The organism is Streptomyces montanisoli (genome assembly GCF_017813245.1).
Classification (GTDB): Bacteria; Actinomycetota; Actinomycetes; order Streptomycetales; family Streptomycetaceae; genus Streptomyces; species Streptomyces montanisoli.
On the sequence record NZ_JAGIQL010000018.1, the window covers coordinates 1 to 13,498 of the forward strand.

11 protein-coding genes and 2 pseudogenes are annotated in these 13,498 nt (G+C 70.9%); 7 read left to right on the top strand and 6 right to left on the bottom strand.

What is annotated here, in order from left to right; all coding sequences use genetic code 11:
• Positions 1–394 precede the first annotated feature (394 nt).
• Positions 395–1,609 carry an amino acid deaminase/aldolase gene (locus JFN87_RS06915; protein ID WP_209339009.1) on the top strand — a complete coding sequence of 405 codons (1,215 nt, stop codon included), beginning with the start codon at positions 395–397 and terminating at the stop codon, positions 1,607–1,609.
• Positions 1,610–1,704: 95 nt separating this feature from the next.
• Positions 1,705–2,493: an SAM-dependent methyltransferase gene (locus JFN87_RS06920; protein WP_209339010.1), complete on the top strand. Its 789-nt coding sequence runs from the start codon at positions 1,705–1,707 to the stop codon at positions 2,491–2,493.
• 43 nt (positions 2,494–2,536) lie between these two features.
• Here JFN87_RS06920 and JFN87_RS06925 read toward each other — a convergent pair.
• A pseudogene (locus tag JFN87_RS06925) lies at positions 2,537–2,962 on the bottom strand (SDR family oxidoreductase); the annotation flags it as partial.
• A gap of 29 nt (positions 2,963–2,991) precedes the next feature.
• Positions 2,992–4,272, bottom strand: coding sequence for an RNA-guided endonuclease InsQ/TnpB family protein (locus JFN87_RS06930; protein WP_209339011.1), 1,281 nt, complete (start codon positions 4,270–4,272; stop codon positions 2,992–2,994).
• A gap of 23 nt (positions 4,273–4,295) precedes the next feature.
• Here JFN87_RS06930 and tnpA point away from each other — a divergent pair, with 23 nt between their 5' ends.
• From tnpA to JFN87_RS06945, 3 genes and pseudogenes are all read left to right on the top strand, one after another.
• Positions 4,296–4,724 carry an IS200/IS605 family transposase gene (gene tnpA / locus JFN87_RS06935; protein WP_209339012.1) on the top strand — a complete coding sequence of 143 codons (429 nt, stop codon included), beginning with the start codon at positions 4,296–4,298 and terminating at the stop codon, positions 4,722–4,724.
• A gap of 221 nt (positions 4,725–4,945) precedes the next feature.
• A pseudogene (locus tag JFN87_RS06940) lies at positions 4,946–5,089 on the top strand (FCD domain-containing protein); the annotation flags it as partial.
• Positions 5,090–5,167: 78 nt separating this feature from the next.
• The gene (locus JFN87_RS06945; RefSeq protein ID WP_209339056.1) at positions 5,168–5,842 is read left to right on the top strand and encodes a gamma-glutamyl-gamma-aminobutyrate hydrolase family protein; all 675 of its coding nucleotides are present in this window, start codon (positions 5,168–5,170) and stop codon (positions 5,840–5,842) included.
• A 314-nt stretch (positions 5,843–6,156) separates the two neighbouring features.
• Here JFN87_RS06945 and JFN87_RS06950 read toward each other — a convergent pair whose 3' ends face one another.
• From JFN87_RS06950 to JFN87_RS06965, 4 genes are all read right to left on the bottom strand, one after another.
• Positions 6,157–6,885: a helical backbone metal receptor gene (locus JFN87_RS06950; RefSeq protein ID WP_209339013.1), complete on the bottom strand. Its 729-nt coding sequence runs from the start codon at positions 6,883–6,885 to the stop codon at positions 6,157–6,159.
• Between the two features lie 4 nt (positions 6,886–6,889).
• Entirely contained in the window at positions 6,890–7,450 is a 561-nt protein-coding gene (locus JFN87_RS06955) for a helix-turn-helix domain-containing protein (protein WP_209339014.1), read from the bottom strand.
• Between the two features lie 166 nt (positions 7,451–7,616).
• Positions 7,617–10,274 carry an ABC transporter permease/substrate binding protein gene (locus JFN87_RS06960; protein WP_209339015.1) on the bottom strand — a complete coding sequence of 886 codons (2,658 nt, stop codon included), beginning with the start codon at positions 10,272–10,274 and terminating at the stop codon, positions 7,617–7,619.
• The gene (locus tag JFN87_RS06965; protein ID WP_209339016.1) at positions 10,267–11,418 is read right to left on the bottom strand and encodes a quaternary amine ABC transporter ATP-binding protein; all 1,152 of its coding nucleotides are present in this window, start codon (positions 11,416–11,418) and stop codon (positions 10,267–10,269) included. Before JFN87_RS06965 ends, JFN87_RS06960 begins: the two co-directional genes overlap by 8 nt.
• Positions 11,419–11,682: 264 nt before the next feature.
• Between JFN87_RS06965 and JFN87_RS06970 the strand changes: the two genes are divergently transcribed.
• Together JFN87_RS06970 and JFN87_RS06975 are read left to right on the top strand one after the other, a co-directional pair.
• The gene (locus JFN87_RS06970; protein WP_209339057.1) at positions 11,683–12,588 is read left to right on the top strand and encodes a 5'-3' exonuclease; all 906 of its coding nucleotides are present in this window, start codon (positions 11,683–11,685) and stop codon (positions 12,586–12,588) included.
• 48 nt (positions 12,589–12,636) lie between these two features.
• Entirely contained in the window at positions 12,637–13,485 is an 849-nt protein-coding gene (locus JFN87_RS06975; RefSeq protein WP_209339017.1) for a siderophore-interacting protein, read from the top strand.
• Positions 13,486–13,498 lie beyond the last annotated feature (13 nt).

The following is a 13,498-nucleotide window of genomic DNA, read 5'->3' on the forward strand; positions in this document are numbered from 1 at the left end:
CGGGGGGCGCGGCCGGCCGAGGGGGCACGCCGGGTCTCGGCGTCGCCCCGGGGCTCGGCGGCGTGAGCGGCCGAGGCGGCGCGGCAGGTTGAGGCTGCGCGGCAGGTTGAGGCGGTAGGGGCGGCTGAGGCGGTACGGCGCCCCCCGGGCCCGCGGGCGGCGGGACTGAGGTGCCCTGCGCCTCGATGCTCATCCGCCCCCTCCGGGTGGTGTGTCGTTGTCCGCCGGCGGCGCGGCGTCCGGCACGGCCGCGTCCGCCCGGAGTCCGGGCGTCACTCTACGGGTTCGTGCCCGTGCGCAGGGACCGCGCGGGCACGAACGCGCCCGCCACCGCGCGCGATCGGGGCACGCGCGCGTCTACCGCCGGGTAATCGGGTCTGGCAAGCTCGGCCCCATGACTCCCCTCGCCACCCCCCTCGCCTCGGACAGGGCACGGTACGACCGGGCCACCGCGCACCTCGACGCTCCGCTCGCCGTCGTGGACCTGGAGGCGTTCGACGCCAACGCCGCCGACCTGGTGCGCAGGGCGGGCGGCAAGCCCATCAGGGTGGCCAGCAAGTCGGTGCGCTGCCGCGCCCTGCTGGAGCGTGCGCTCGCGCGTGACGGCTTCAGCGGCCTGATGGCGTTCACCCTCCAGGAGTCGCTGTGGCTCGCGCGTGCGGGCTTCGACGACGTGCTGCTCGCGTACCCGTCGGTGGACCGCTCGGCGTTCGCGGAACTCGCCGCGGACCCGAAGCTCGCGGCGGCGGTCACGGTGATGGTAGACGACCCCGCGCAGCTCGCCCTGATCGACGCCGCGCGCGGCGGAGGACGCGAGGAAGTGCGCGTCTGCCTCGAAGTGGACACGTCGCTGCGGCTGCTGGGCGGCCGGGTGCGGATCGGAGCGCTGCGCTCCCCGCTGCGTGAGCCCGCGCAACTGGCCGAGATGGCGCGGTCCGTGGCGCGCAGGCCGGGTTTCCGGCTGGTGGGCCTGATGGCGTACGAGGGCCATGTGGCGGGCGTGGGCGACGCGGTGGCCGGCCGTCCGCTGCGCTCGGGCGCGATCCGGCTGATGCAGGCGGCGGCGCGCAGGGAGCTGGCGCAGCGGCGCGCGGCGGTGGTGCGCGCCGTGCGCGCGGTGGCGCCTGACCTGGAGTTCGTCAACGGCGGCGGCACGGGCAGCGTGCAGCACACGGCGGCGGAGGACGCGGTGACGGAGATCGCCGCGGGTTCCGGCCTCTACCAGCCGCGGCTGTTCGACAACTACACGTCGTTCTCGGGCCGTCCGGCCGCGCTGTTCGCGCAGCCCGTGGTGCGCAGGCCGGGTGTCGGGGTCGTGACCGTGCTGGGCGGCGGCTACCCGGCCTCGGGCGCGGCGGGCCGCGACCGGCTGCCGGTGCCGTACCTGCCGGAAGGGCTGCGCTACGACGGGCAGGAGGGCCCCGGTGAGGTGCAGACGCCGCTGCTGGGTTCCGCCGCCGACGACCTGCTGATCGGCGACAAGGTGTGGTTCCGGCACGCGAAGGCCGGGGAGATGTGCGAGCGGTTCGACGCGCTGCACCTGGTCGAGGGCGACCGGGTGCACGAGCGGGTGCCCACGTACCGGGGCGAGGGCCGCACGTTCCTGTAGTGGCAAGGCCGTTCGGCACGATGACGAAGGCACGATGACGAAGGCACGATGACGAAGGCACGATGACGAAGGCACGACCCCGAGGAGGCCCTCCGATGACGTCAGGCACGCACGCTCCGCGCATCGACACCAGCAGGCCGCACCCCGCGCGGATCTACGACTACCTGCTCGGGGGCAAGGACAACTATCCGGTGGACCAGGCTGTCGCCGAGCGGCTGCCCGTCGAGGCGCGCAACGGGGCCGCCGCCAACCGCGCGTTCATGCGCCGGGGGGTCGAGTGGACGGCCCGCACGGGCATCGACCAGTTCCTCGACGTGGGCACGGGCATACCCACCGAGCCGAATCTCCACCAGATCGTCCAGGGTGTGAACCCCACCTGCCGGATCGTCTACGTCGACAACGACCCGATCGTGCTGCGGCACGCGGAGGCGCTGCTCGTCAGCAGGCCCGAGGGGCGCACGGCCTATGTGCAGTCGGACGTACTCGATCCGGAGGCCGTCCTCGAACAGGCCCGCGAGACCCTGGACTTCGAGCGGCCCGTCGCGCTGTCGCTGATCGCGCTGCTGCACTTCGTGCCCGACGACCGCGACCCGTACGCGATCGTGCGTACGCTGCTCGAACCTCTCGCACCGGGAAGCTGCCTGATCCTGTCCCACCTGAGCATGGACCGGCTCACCCCGGAGCAGGACCGCACGGAGGAGTACCGGAACGCGGGAATCGACCTGCGGCCCCGTACGCACGCGGAGGTGCTGCGGTTCTTCGACGGGCTCGACCTGGTGGAGCCGGGTCTCGTGCCCTGCTGGCACAAGGACTCCCCGCGGCCCGAGGACGCCGACCTGCCGGGCGCGGACTCCGCCTACGCCGGGGTGGGCTTCGTACGGTGACCCGCCCCGGCACACGCGGGGCGGGCCGCACCGGCCATCGGCCCTAGAGCGGGGTGACGTAGGCGCCGGAGATGCCGCCGTCGACGAGGAAGTCGCAGGCGTTGACGAACGACGCGTCGTCACTGGCGAGGAACGCGACCGCCGCGGCGATCTCGCCGGGCTCGGCGAACCGGCCGAGTGGCACGTGCACGAGGCGGCGCGCGGCGCGCTCCGGGTCCTTCGCGAACAGCTCGCGCAGCAACGGGGTGTTGACGGGCCCTGGGCACAGGGCGTTGACGCGGATGCCCTCGCGGGCGAACTGCACGCCGAGTTCGCGTGACATGGCGAGCACACCGCCCTTGGAGGCGGTGTAGGAGATCTGCGAGGTGGCCGCGCCCATCCTGGCGACGAAGGACGCCGTGTTGATGATGGAGCCGCGCCCCTGGCGGCGCATGTACGGGATGGCGGCCTTGCAGCACAGTTGAAGTGCTCTCCTGGCTGGAGCCGGGAGATTCCTGCTTACCTTGCGGTAGCGGGCTTGACGCGCTTGGCGCGCCTGACGACTGCCCTTCCGGCAGCCGGGATGAGCGCGAGGCCCATCCGGTACAGGTGCAAGACGTTGCGGGCCGCGTTGTGGTCGGCGTTGCCCGACCAGCCGCAGTCCGGGTTCTTGCACACGAAGACGGCCTGGGACTCCCGGCTACCGGGCGTGGTGACGCCGCACGCCGAGCAGCGTCGTGAAGTGCCTGGGGCAGGGACCTTGACCAAGGTGCCACCGAACTGAGCGGTCTTGTACGTCAGCAGAGTGACCGTCCGGCCCCACGCCTCTCCACTGATGGAGCGGTTCAGCCCAGATTTCTGGGCAACGTTCTTCCCCGGCTCCTCGACCGTTCCCCTGGCCGACTTGACCATGTTCGTGAGGGTGAGTGCTTCGACGACGACGGTGCCGTAGGTGCGGGCGATGGCGGTGGTCGTCTGGTGCTGCCAGTCCAGGGCCCGGCGCTTGGCTTTCGCGCGCAGTCCCGCGATCTGGTCATACGTGTGCTGCAACCGGCGACTGGTGCGCTCGCCGGGCTTACGATGCTGCCTGCGCTGCGCGGCACGCTGCTCCAAGCGCAGGAGTTTCGCCTGCTCCTTGCCGGTCAGCCATGCGCCGTGCTCGTAGGTTTCGCCGTCCGACAGGGCCAGGGGCACGCTGATACCGACGTCGATGCCAACGTACGGCCCCTGGTGGGGATCGGGCCTGGCCTCCACGGTTTGCACGCGGAAGGCGATGTGCCAGCCGAGCGCGTCCTTGATCAGCCGGGCCCCGGTGACCCGGTTCGTAGTGCCGGCGTGCTTACCCACCGGCAGGTCCTTGGTCCACCGGAAGCGGACCCGGCCCACCTTGGGAACGTTGACCACGCCCCACCTGCGGTGCACGCGGATGATGTTCAAGTCACGGCCCTGCGGGATGTCCACCGACATCACTGTGCGAAACCGGCCCTTGAATTTCGGGGTGTCGGCGCGACCTTCCCAGCAGTTCTGCCACGCCCGGAAGTACGTCTTGAGCACTGCTTGCGCGGCCTGGGCGGGCAGGACGGCCAGGAAGTCGATGTCCTCGCGTGCCTGCCGGATCGCGGCGTCCGCGTTCGCGAGAGTCCGCTTCTCCTTCGGCATCATCCGCCACCACGCGTGCAGCAGATTCCACATCGTGCGGGCCGCATGCGCCTGAGCATCTGCCTTGGCCACCTCGGCAGGCGACAGCGCGAGCCGGGCACGGTGCCCGAACTGCCGCTTGACCGAAGTGCCGTGACTCACACAACAGAATCTAGCATTGGTTTATGTCACCACGCTGGACACCTAATCCTGGTGTCAGAACCGGTCGTCATGTTGTCCATAACTTGCATATTCACTTGGTTTTCATCACCAAGTATCGGCGGAATGCGATCACAGTCGCCATGCTGGCCCGGACCGAGGAGATCATGCGGGAGGTCTGCGCCGACTTCGAGGCTGAGCTGATGCAGTTCAACGGCGCACAGGACCTCGTCCACCTTCTCGTGCGCTACCCGCCCACCGTCCAGCTCTCCAAGCTGGTCAACTCCCTCAAAGGCGTCAGCTCCCGCAGACTCCGCCAGGAATACGACAGTCACGTCCGCCACCACCTGTGGGACGGACACTTCTGGTCCGGCTCCTACTTCGCCGGATCATGCGACGGCCCACCCCGGACCCTCGTCAAGCAATACATCGAAAACCAGCAACACCCCGCCTGACCGAAACACCGCAGGTGCAGAACACTCGGGCGCACCTTCCATCCGGACCAACGACGAGCCTTACCTCCGCCCTGAAGGGCAGAGCACTGGCAAAGCAAGGCCAGAGGTAGACGGCGTGCTGATCGCAGGTAGTCAGCGCTTCATCGCGCTTGAAGTCGATCCCGTGTTGCCTAGGATTGCACCCCCTTGGCCGACTCGACGGTGAGTCCGGCGCCCGCCATCTCGCGCCGGACCTGGAGCACTCGCAGCGGCAGCACACCGCGCTGGTCGAGGCGGTTCTGGAAGGTGACGCGGACGGCGCGCGGGAGACGATGCGCGAGCACTGCTCGGGGACGGCGGCGCTGCTGCGCGGCTTCCTGTCCTGAGCGGCGGGGGCCCGGGTGGTATGGATGGAGACCTTTGGCGGCCGGTACGGCGGCCGGTGAGGAGACGACGTGAAACCGCTGATCGGCATCAGCACGTATCTGGAGGGTTCGGCCGCGTGGGGCCAGTGGCGGATGGAGGCCGCGCTGCTGCCCGTGGGCTACCCGTCGCTCGTGCGGCGGGCGGGCGGCCTGGCCGCGATGCTGCCGCCCGGCGACCCGGCCACCGCGCCCGAGGTCGTGGCGCGGCTCGACGGCGTCGTCATCGCGGGCGGCCCCGACGTCGAACCGGCGCGGTACGGCGCGCGGCCGCACCCGCGCACGGGGCCGCCCGCGCGGGAGCGTGACGCCTGGGAGCTGGCGCTCATCGACGCGGCGCTCGACGCGGACAAGCCGCTGCTCGGGATCTGCCGGGGCATGCAGCTGCTGAACGTGGCACTCGGCGGCTCGCTCGTGCAGCACATGGAGGGTCATGTCGGCGAGGTCGCAGGCGAGTTCGGCGCGCACACGGTCACCCCGCTGCCCGGCACGCGCTACGCGAGCCTGGTGCCCGGCGAGTTCGGCGTGCCGAGCCAGCACCACCAGTCCGTCGACCGGCTGGGCGCGGGCCTGACGGCTTCGGCGTTCGCGGCGGACGGCACGGTGGAGGCCGTCGAACTGGCAGGGAAACGCTGGGTGGCCGGCGTCCAGTGGCACCCGGAGATGGCGGACGACACACGCGTGATGGCGGACTTCGTCCGCGCAGCGACGCCCTGACCGCCGCACCTGCGCGCCCCGCCGAGTCTGCCCGCGCACCCGGCCCGGCCGCCGAACCGCACGTGCCGTGAGGCGCCCGCTCCTGGCGGCCACGCGCCGGTGCGGCCACGCGCCACCCCGTACGGGCGCCACGACCGCGCGCTCGCCGCCGCGGACAGCCCGAAATCGCCCGTATACCCGGGCCGTCCGTCGAGCCGCACGGGCTTTGAAGCGCTCGGCCCCCGCGCCGGTCGGATGCCGCGTCAGCTCGCGTAGGCGCCCCCAGCCGTGGCGGCACGAGCACGAGCACGGGGCGGCGCGGCGCTCTGCCGCAGTCAGCCCAGCGCCGCCCGCAGCGCCATGGGCGCGTCCGCCAGGGACGGGCCGTACCAGGTGAGCATCCGGCCGTCGACCAGCGCGGCCGGCAGCCCCGGGAACGCCTCGGGGCCGTCGTCCGCCGTGAAGCGGTACGGCTCGTCGGGCAGCACGACCAGGTCGGCGCCCGCGCCGCGCAGCGCGTCCAGCGGGATGCGCGGGTAGCGCTCCGCGTGGTGCTCGTAGGCGTTGCGGACGCCGAGCCGCGCGAGCACGTCGCCCGCGAAGGTGTCGTGGCCGAGCACCATCCAGGGCCTGCGCCACACCGGTACGACCGCGCGCCTGACGCCGTGCGGAGACTGCGGCACGGCGTCCCAGGCCGCCCGCGCCCGGCCGAGCCAGCCCGGCGCGGCGTCGAGTCCGCAGCCGTCCACCAGGACGCGTGTGAGCTCGGTGAACGCCTGGTCCAGGGTTCTCACCTCGGTCACGAGCACCTCGGCGCCGCCGGCGCGCAGCGCGGCGATGTCGGGGGCTCGGTTCTCCTCCTCGTTCGCCACGACGAGGTCGGGCCGCAGCGCGAGCACCGCCTCGACGTCGGGGTTCTTGGTGCCGCCGATGCGGGTCACGCCGAGCCCCGCGGGGCGCACGCACCAGTCGGTGGCGCCGACAAGCAGTCCCGGCGCGCTCACCGCGATCGCCTCGGTCAGCGACGGTACGAGCGAGACGACGCGCGGCCCGGCGGCTGCCACCGGCTCAGCGGTCCCGGTCGAAGGTGGCGTCGATGTGCTCGGCGACGGCGACCACGAGGATGCGGGTGCCCGGCTCCGTCGTGCGCCAGCGGTGCCGTACACCGCCGGAGAGGTACAGCGTGTCGCCACGCTCCAGCCGGTACGCGCGCCCCTCGGCCTCGACCTCGGCGGCCCCGTCGGCGATGTACATGATCTCGTCGTTGCGGTGCTGGTACTCGCGGCCGGTGTCCTGCTCCCCCGTGTACTCCTTGGCCGCGAGCTGGTGGCCGCCGCGCACCACCCGCCTGATGCCCGCTTCCGCGGCGCCGGTCTCGCAGTCGCCGCGCACGACGTCGACGGTGCGCGCGGAGTCCGCCGCGGCGCGCAGCGCGGCCTGTGTCGTCTCCAGGGCGTCGGCGACACGTTCGAGTGAGCGGGTGCTGGGGCGGGCGCGCTCGTTCTCGATCTGGCTGAGGAAGGGCACGGAAAGGCCGCTGCGCGCGGCGACCGCCGCCAGCGTCAGCCCCAGGGACCTGCGCCGCCTGCGGACGGCGGCGCCGACTCTGAGCGCTTCCTTGTCGTCCATGTTCGGGCTCCCTCCCGGCCGGAGTGCCATCCTCTCAGAGGGAACGCCCCGGCAGGGCGCGTGCCCGGCCGCTGATACGGAACCGCAAGAGGGGTGAGCCCCGTCACATACGGTGCTCACCCCTCTACGCCGTGTTTCCGGCCTCACGGCGGGCCGTCGCATCCGGTTACATCGGGGCCATCTTGTCCACGATGCCCGGGTGCTTGGAGACCCACGCGTTGACCGCGTCCTCCGCGTGCGCGGTTCCGCCGGCCTTCTGGATCTGGTTCTCCAGGTCGCCCAGCTGTGAACGGCTCATCTTCCAGTCCTTCAGCCACTTGGTCAGCTGCGGGTACTGGTGGGGGAACTTCTTGGTGGCCACCGTGGTCAGGTTGTCACCGGTGCCGAACGCCTTCTTCGGGTCGGCCAGCCGCGTCAGGTCGTACGCGCTGTAGGCCCAGTGCGGCGACCACAGCACGACCGCGACCGGCTTCTTCTTCGCGTAGTCGCGCTTGAGCTCCGACAGCATGCCGGGGGTCGAGCCGTTGACGACCTTGTACTCCTTGTCGAGGCCGTACGCGGGCAGCACCTTGTTCTTGAGGATGTTCATCTCCTCGGTGCCCGGCTCGATCCCGATGATGCGGTTGCCGAACTCCTTGCCCTTGCCCTTGAGGTCGCTGAACGACTTGACGCCCTTGACGTAGCTGGGCACCGCGACGTCCAGCGAGGTGGGCCCGTACCAGTAGCCGATCTTGGTGAGCTTGTCGTGGTACTTGTCCCAGTAGTGCTTCTGTGCGTGCGGCAGCCAGCCGTCGAACTGGACGTCCAACTGGCCCTGGGAGAGCGCGGTGTACATCGGGCCCACGTCGAACTGCTTGAGGTTCATCGTGTAGCCGCGCTGCTTGAGGACGGCCTTCCACAGGTAGGTGGCGGCGATGTCCTCTTCCCACGGGAACCACGCCACGTTGAGCGGGCGCGCCGCCTCCTTGGCGACGGCCGCCTGGACGTCCTTGTTCTGCTTCGGGACGGGGACCCACTTGTCGACCAGGCCCGGGTTGGCCTTGAGCCAGGTCTTGACGGCCTCGGGCTCGTGGCCGGTGCCGGACTTCTGGATCTGCGCCTCGAGATCGCTGAGCTGCTTCTCGCTCATCTTGAAGTCCTTCAGCCACTTGGCGACCTTCGGGTCGTCCTGGCTGAAGCCCTTGCGGGCGATCATGTGGATGCTGTCGCCCTTGCCCCAGGCGTTCTTGGGGTCGGCGAGCTTCGTCAGCTTGTACGTGCTGTAGGCCCAGTGCGGCGACCACAGCACGACCGCGATCGGCTTCTTCTTGGCGTAGTCGCGCTTGAGCTCCGACAGCATGCTGGGCGTGGAGCCGTTGGTGAGCTTGTACTCCTTGTCGAGCCCGTACGCCTTGAGGACCTTGCTCTTGAGCAGGCCCATCTCACCGGCGCTGGGCTCGATGCCGATGATCCGGCCGCCGAACTCGGCGCTCTTGCCCTTGAGGTCGGCCATGGTCTTGACGCCCTTGACGTAGCTGGGGACCGCGATCTCCAGCGACGTCTGGTCGTACCACTTGCCCATGTCCTCCAGCTTGCTGCCGTACTTCTTCCAGTACGCGGCGTGGGTGGTGGGTAGCCAGGAGTCGGTCTGCAGGTCGATCTGGCCGTTGGCCTGGCCCTGGTAGAGCGAGCCGGCCTCGTACTGCTTGACGTTGACCTTGTAGCCGCGCTCCTGGAGCATCTCCTGCCACAGGAAGGTCGTGGCGATGCCCTCGTCCCACGGGATGTAGCCCATGCTGATGGTCTTGCCGTGGCCCACGTTCGCCGAGTCGGCCGAGGTGGCCGTGTTGGCCGTCGAGTCGGGCCCCGATCCGCCGAACAGGCCGAGGCCGCCGGCCACGAGCGCGAGGACGACCACGCCGGAGAGCGCGACGACGGGCTGCGGCCGGTGCTGGAAGATCTTCATCCCCTTGGCGCTGCCGGCCAGCTCCCTCGCCTTGGCAAGGGTGCGGCGGCCGAGCGGCGAGACCTGCTGGCCGAGGGCGCCGGTCATCCGGTCCAGGTAGATGGCGAGGATGACGATGGAGATGCCGGCCTCGAAGCCGAGGCCGATGTTGACGTTGCCGATGGCCTGGAAGACGTCGCCGCCGAGGCCGCCGCCGCCGACCATGCCGGCGATGACCACCATGGACAGCGCCAGCATCACGTTCTGGGTGACACCGGCCATGACCGTCTGCATGGCGAGCGGCAGCTGCACGCGCAGCAGGGTCTGGCGGGGCGGCGTGCCGAACGCGTCGGCCGCCTCGACCAGTTCCTCGTCGACCTGCCGGATGCCCAGCTCGGTCATGCGGACGCCGGGCGGCAGCGCGAAGACGATCGTCGCGATGATGCCGGGCACGACGCCGACTCCGAAGAAGATGACGCCCGGGATCAGGTAGACCATGGCGGGCATGGTCTGCATGAAGTCGAGGATCGGCCGGAAGACCGAGCTGACCGTCTTCGACTTGGCCGCCCACACGCCGAGCGGCACGCCGATGACCAGGGTGAGGACCGTCGCGACGAGCACGAGCGACAGCGTCTGCATCGAGTGGTCCCACAACTCGATGGAGTCGATCAACGCGAAGCCGACGAACGCCAGCACGCCGGCGGTCAGGTTGCGCAGCCACCAGGCGATGACCGCGAGTATGCCCGCGAGCAGGAGGGGCTGGGGGGCCGACAGGACGTCGAATATCCAGCCGTAGAGGTGGTTGACGAGCCAGGAGACGGCGTCGAAAAGCCACGACAGGTTGTGCTGGAGCCAGTCGACGGCGCTGTTGACCCAGTCGCCCAGAGGAAGCCTAGGCACTGGCCACCGCCTTGCCCGTGGTGCCGGCCGCATCGGCGGCACCGCTGCCCGAGGCCGCTGACGCGGCGTCGGTCGGGGTCATGGGCTCGCCGAGCACGGCGAGCAGCCGCGCCCTCGGCACGACGCCCACGAGCGCACCGTCCTCGCCGGTGACGGCGACGGCGACGCCGCTGGTGGAGCACGGCGTGAACAGCTCGATGATCGGCGTGTCCTCGGAGACGGTCGCGGGCGCGGCCGCGAGGACGTCCTCGGCGGTGCGCAGCGTGCGGCCGTCGTCCGTCTTGCCCCCGAAGGCCGTCTCGGGCTCGGCCATGATGGCGCCCGCGGTGAGCACCCTGGACCGGTCGACGTCCTGCGTGAAGGAGGCGACGTAGTCGTTGGCCGGGGTGACGAGGATGTCCTCGGCGGTCCCCTGCTGGACGATCTCGCCGTCGCGCATCACGGCGATGCGGTCGCCGAGGCGCATGGCCTCGTTGAGGTCGTGGGTGATGAAGACGATGGTCTTCTTCAGCCGCTTCTGCAGGGTCAGCAGCTGATCCTGCATGTCGCGCCTGATCAGCGGGTCGAGGGCGCTGAACGACTCGTCCATGAGGAGCATGTCGGCGTCCGTGGCGAGCGCGCGGGCGAGGCCGACGCGCTGCTGCATGCCGCCGGACAGCTCGTCGGGCCAGGACTTCTCCCAGCCGCCGAGACCGGTCATCTCCAGCGCCTCGCGGGCGTGCGCCTCGCGCTCCTTGCGCGGCTTGCCCTGGACTTCGAGGCCGTAGGCCGCGTTCTCCAGGACGCTGCGGTGGGGGAAGAGCGCGAAGTGCTGGAAGACCATGCTGATCTTCGTCGAGCGCACGTCGCGCAGGCCCTCCTTGGACAGGGCCGTGAGGTCCTGCCCGTCGAAGAGGACGCGTCCCGACGTGGGTTCGAGCAGCCCGTTGAGCATCCGCAGCAAGGTGGACTTGCCGGAGCCCGACAAGCCCATCACCACGAAGATCTGCCCCGGCTCGACCGTGAAGGATGCGTCGATGACCGCGGCGGTCGTACCGTCGGCGCGAAGCTCCTCGCGGCCTGAACCGTCTCGGAGCTTCGTCACGGCTTCATCTGGTCGTCTGCCGAAGACTTTGTACAGGTGTTCGGCTTCAAGCCTGGACACATAAACCTCACGAGTCGAACGGAAAAAACGGCCGGCCACCCCCGCCGGGCGGGCCGTGGAGCGGCACGGGTTCGGCCCTCTGACCCGCTGTGGCGTGGTGAAGAGTGCGGGGCGGGTCCGCTCCGCATCCGCGCCTGCCCTCGCTTGTACATACCAAACTTTTATGTGAACTACGTCACATCGCTTTGGCGTGTCGCCGTCGCACGTGGGACACGGCGTGTGTCAGTGGCCTACGGCATCATCGGTGACGTGACGCGACGCCTGATGCTCCTCGATACCGCATCCCTCTATTTCCGTGCTTACTTCGGCGTGCCCGACTCGGTGCGCGCGCCGGACGGCACGCCGGTCAACGCCGTGCGCGGCCTGCTCGACTTCATCGCCCGCCTCGTGCAGGACCACCGCCCGGACTCCCTGGTGGCCTGCATGGACGCGGACTGGCGCCCGCAGTGGCGCGTCGACCTGATCCCCTCGTACAAGGCGCACCGGGTGGCCGAGGCTCGCCCAGAGGGCGCCGACGAGGAGGAGGTGCCCGACACGCTCTCGCCGCAGGTGCCGGTGATCGAGGAGGTGCTCGACGCCCTGGGCATCGCCAGGGTCGGCGTGCCCGCGTACGAGGCGGACGACGTGATCGGCACGTTCACCGCGCGCGCCACGGGCCCGGTCGACATCGTCACCGGCGACCGCGACCTGTACCAGCTCGTCGACGACGCCCGCGGTGTGCGCGTGCTGTACCCGCTCAAGGGCGTCGGGACGCTCCAGGTGACGGACGAGTCGTTCCTGCGCGCGAAGTACGGGGTGTCGGGCGCCGGGTACGTGGACCTGGCCCTGCTGCGGGGCGACCCGAGCGACGGGCTGCCCGGCGTGCCCGGCATCGGCGAGAAGACGGCGGCGAAGCTGCTGGACGCATTCGGCGACCTGGCGGGGATCATGGCCGCGGTCGACGACCCGCGCTCCCGGCTCACCCCCTCGCAGCGCAAGCGGCTGCACGAGGCGCGGGCGTACGTGGCGGTCGCGCCCGAGGTCGTGCGGGTCGCGTCGGACGTGCCACTGCCTGACACCGGCACGGCGCTGCCCGCGCGGCCGCGCGACGCCGCGGCGCTGGACGCGCTGTCCGAGCGGTGGGGCCTGGGTGGTTCGCTCGCCAGGCTCCTTGCCGTCCTGAGCCGATGAGGTGTTAAGTTAGGTAAGCCTAAGTGAGATCGACCAGGGGAGATGGCCGTGGCGGAGGAACCGCGCCGTAAGGCACCGAAGGCCCATGAGGCGCGTGTCGTGCGCACCGAGCGGCTCACCCCGCACATGGTGCGGATCGTGGTCGGCGGCGAGGGGCTCGCCTCCGTCGCCTGCGGCGAGTTCAGCGACCACTACGTGAAGGTGCTGTTCGCCGCGGAGGGCGTCACGTACCCGGAGCCGTTCGACATGGCGCGCATTCGCGAGGAGTTCCCCCGCGAGCAGTGGCCCGCGACGCGTACGTACACGGTGCGCGCGTGGGACCCCGACGCGCTGGAGATGACGCTCGACTTCGTGGTCCACGGCGACGAGGGCCTGGCCGGCCCGTGGGCGGCGCGTGCCGTGCCCGGCGACACGGTGCGCTTCCTCGGCCCGGGCGGCGGCTACACGCCCGACCCCGAGGCCGACTGGCACCTCCTCGCGGGCGACGAGAGCGCGCTGCCGGCGATCGCGGCCGCGCTGGAGCGCGTCCCGTCCGGCGTCCCGGTGCACGCGTTCGTGGAGATCGAGGAGGCGGCCGAGGAGCAGAAGGTCGCCTGCCCCGACGGGGTCGACGTGACGTGGCTGCACCGGGGCGGGCGCCCCGTGGGCGAGGCGGTGGTGGCCGCCGTGCGCGGTCTTGACTTCCCCGCCGGCGCGGTGCACGCGTTCGTGCACGGCGAGGCGGCGTTCGTCAAGGACCTGCGCCGGCACCTGCGCCACGAGCGGCAGGTGCCCCGGGAGCGGCTGTCCGTGTCGGGTTACTGGCGCCAGGGCCACACGGACGAGGCGTGGCGCGCCGTCAAGCGTGAGTGGAACGCGGCGGTGGAGCGGGAGCAGGAGGGCGCCGCCGGCGCCTGAGCCACGCCGTGAG

Excerpts from the sequence above, each read along its gene's own strand:
- JFN87_RS06915 (WP_209339009.1), top strand. The coding sequence starts at position 395 with ATGACTCCCCTCGCCACCCCCCTCGCCTCGGACAGGGCACGGTACGAC.
- JFN87_RS06920 (WP_209339010.1), top strand. The coding sequence starts at position 1,705 with ATGACGTCAGGCACGCACGCTCCGCGCATCGACACCAGCAGGCCGCAC.
- tnpA (WP_209339012.1), top strand. The coding sequence starts at position 4,296 with ATGTCACCACGCTGGACACCTAATCCTGGTGTCAGAACCGGTCGTCAT.
- JFN87_RS06955 (WP_209339014.1), bottom strand. The coding sequence starts at position 7,450 with ATGGACGACAAGGAAGCGCTCAGAGTCGGCGCCGCCGTCCGCAGGCGG.
- JFN87_RS06970 (WP_209339057.1), top strand. The coding sequence starts at position 11,683 with ATGCTCCTCGATACCGCATCCCTCTATTTCCGTGCTTACTTCGGCGTG.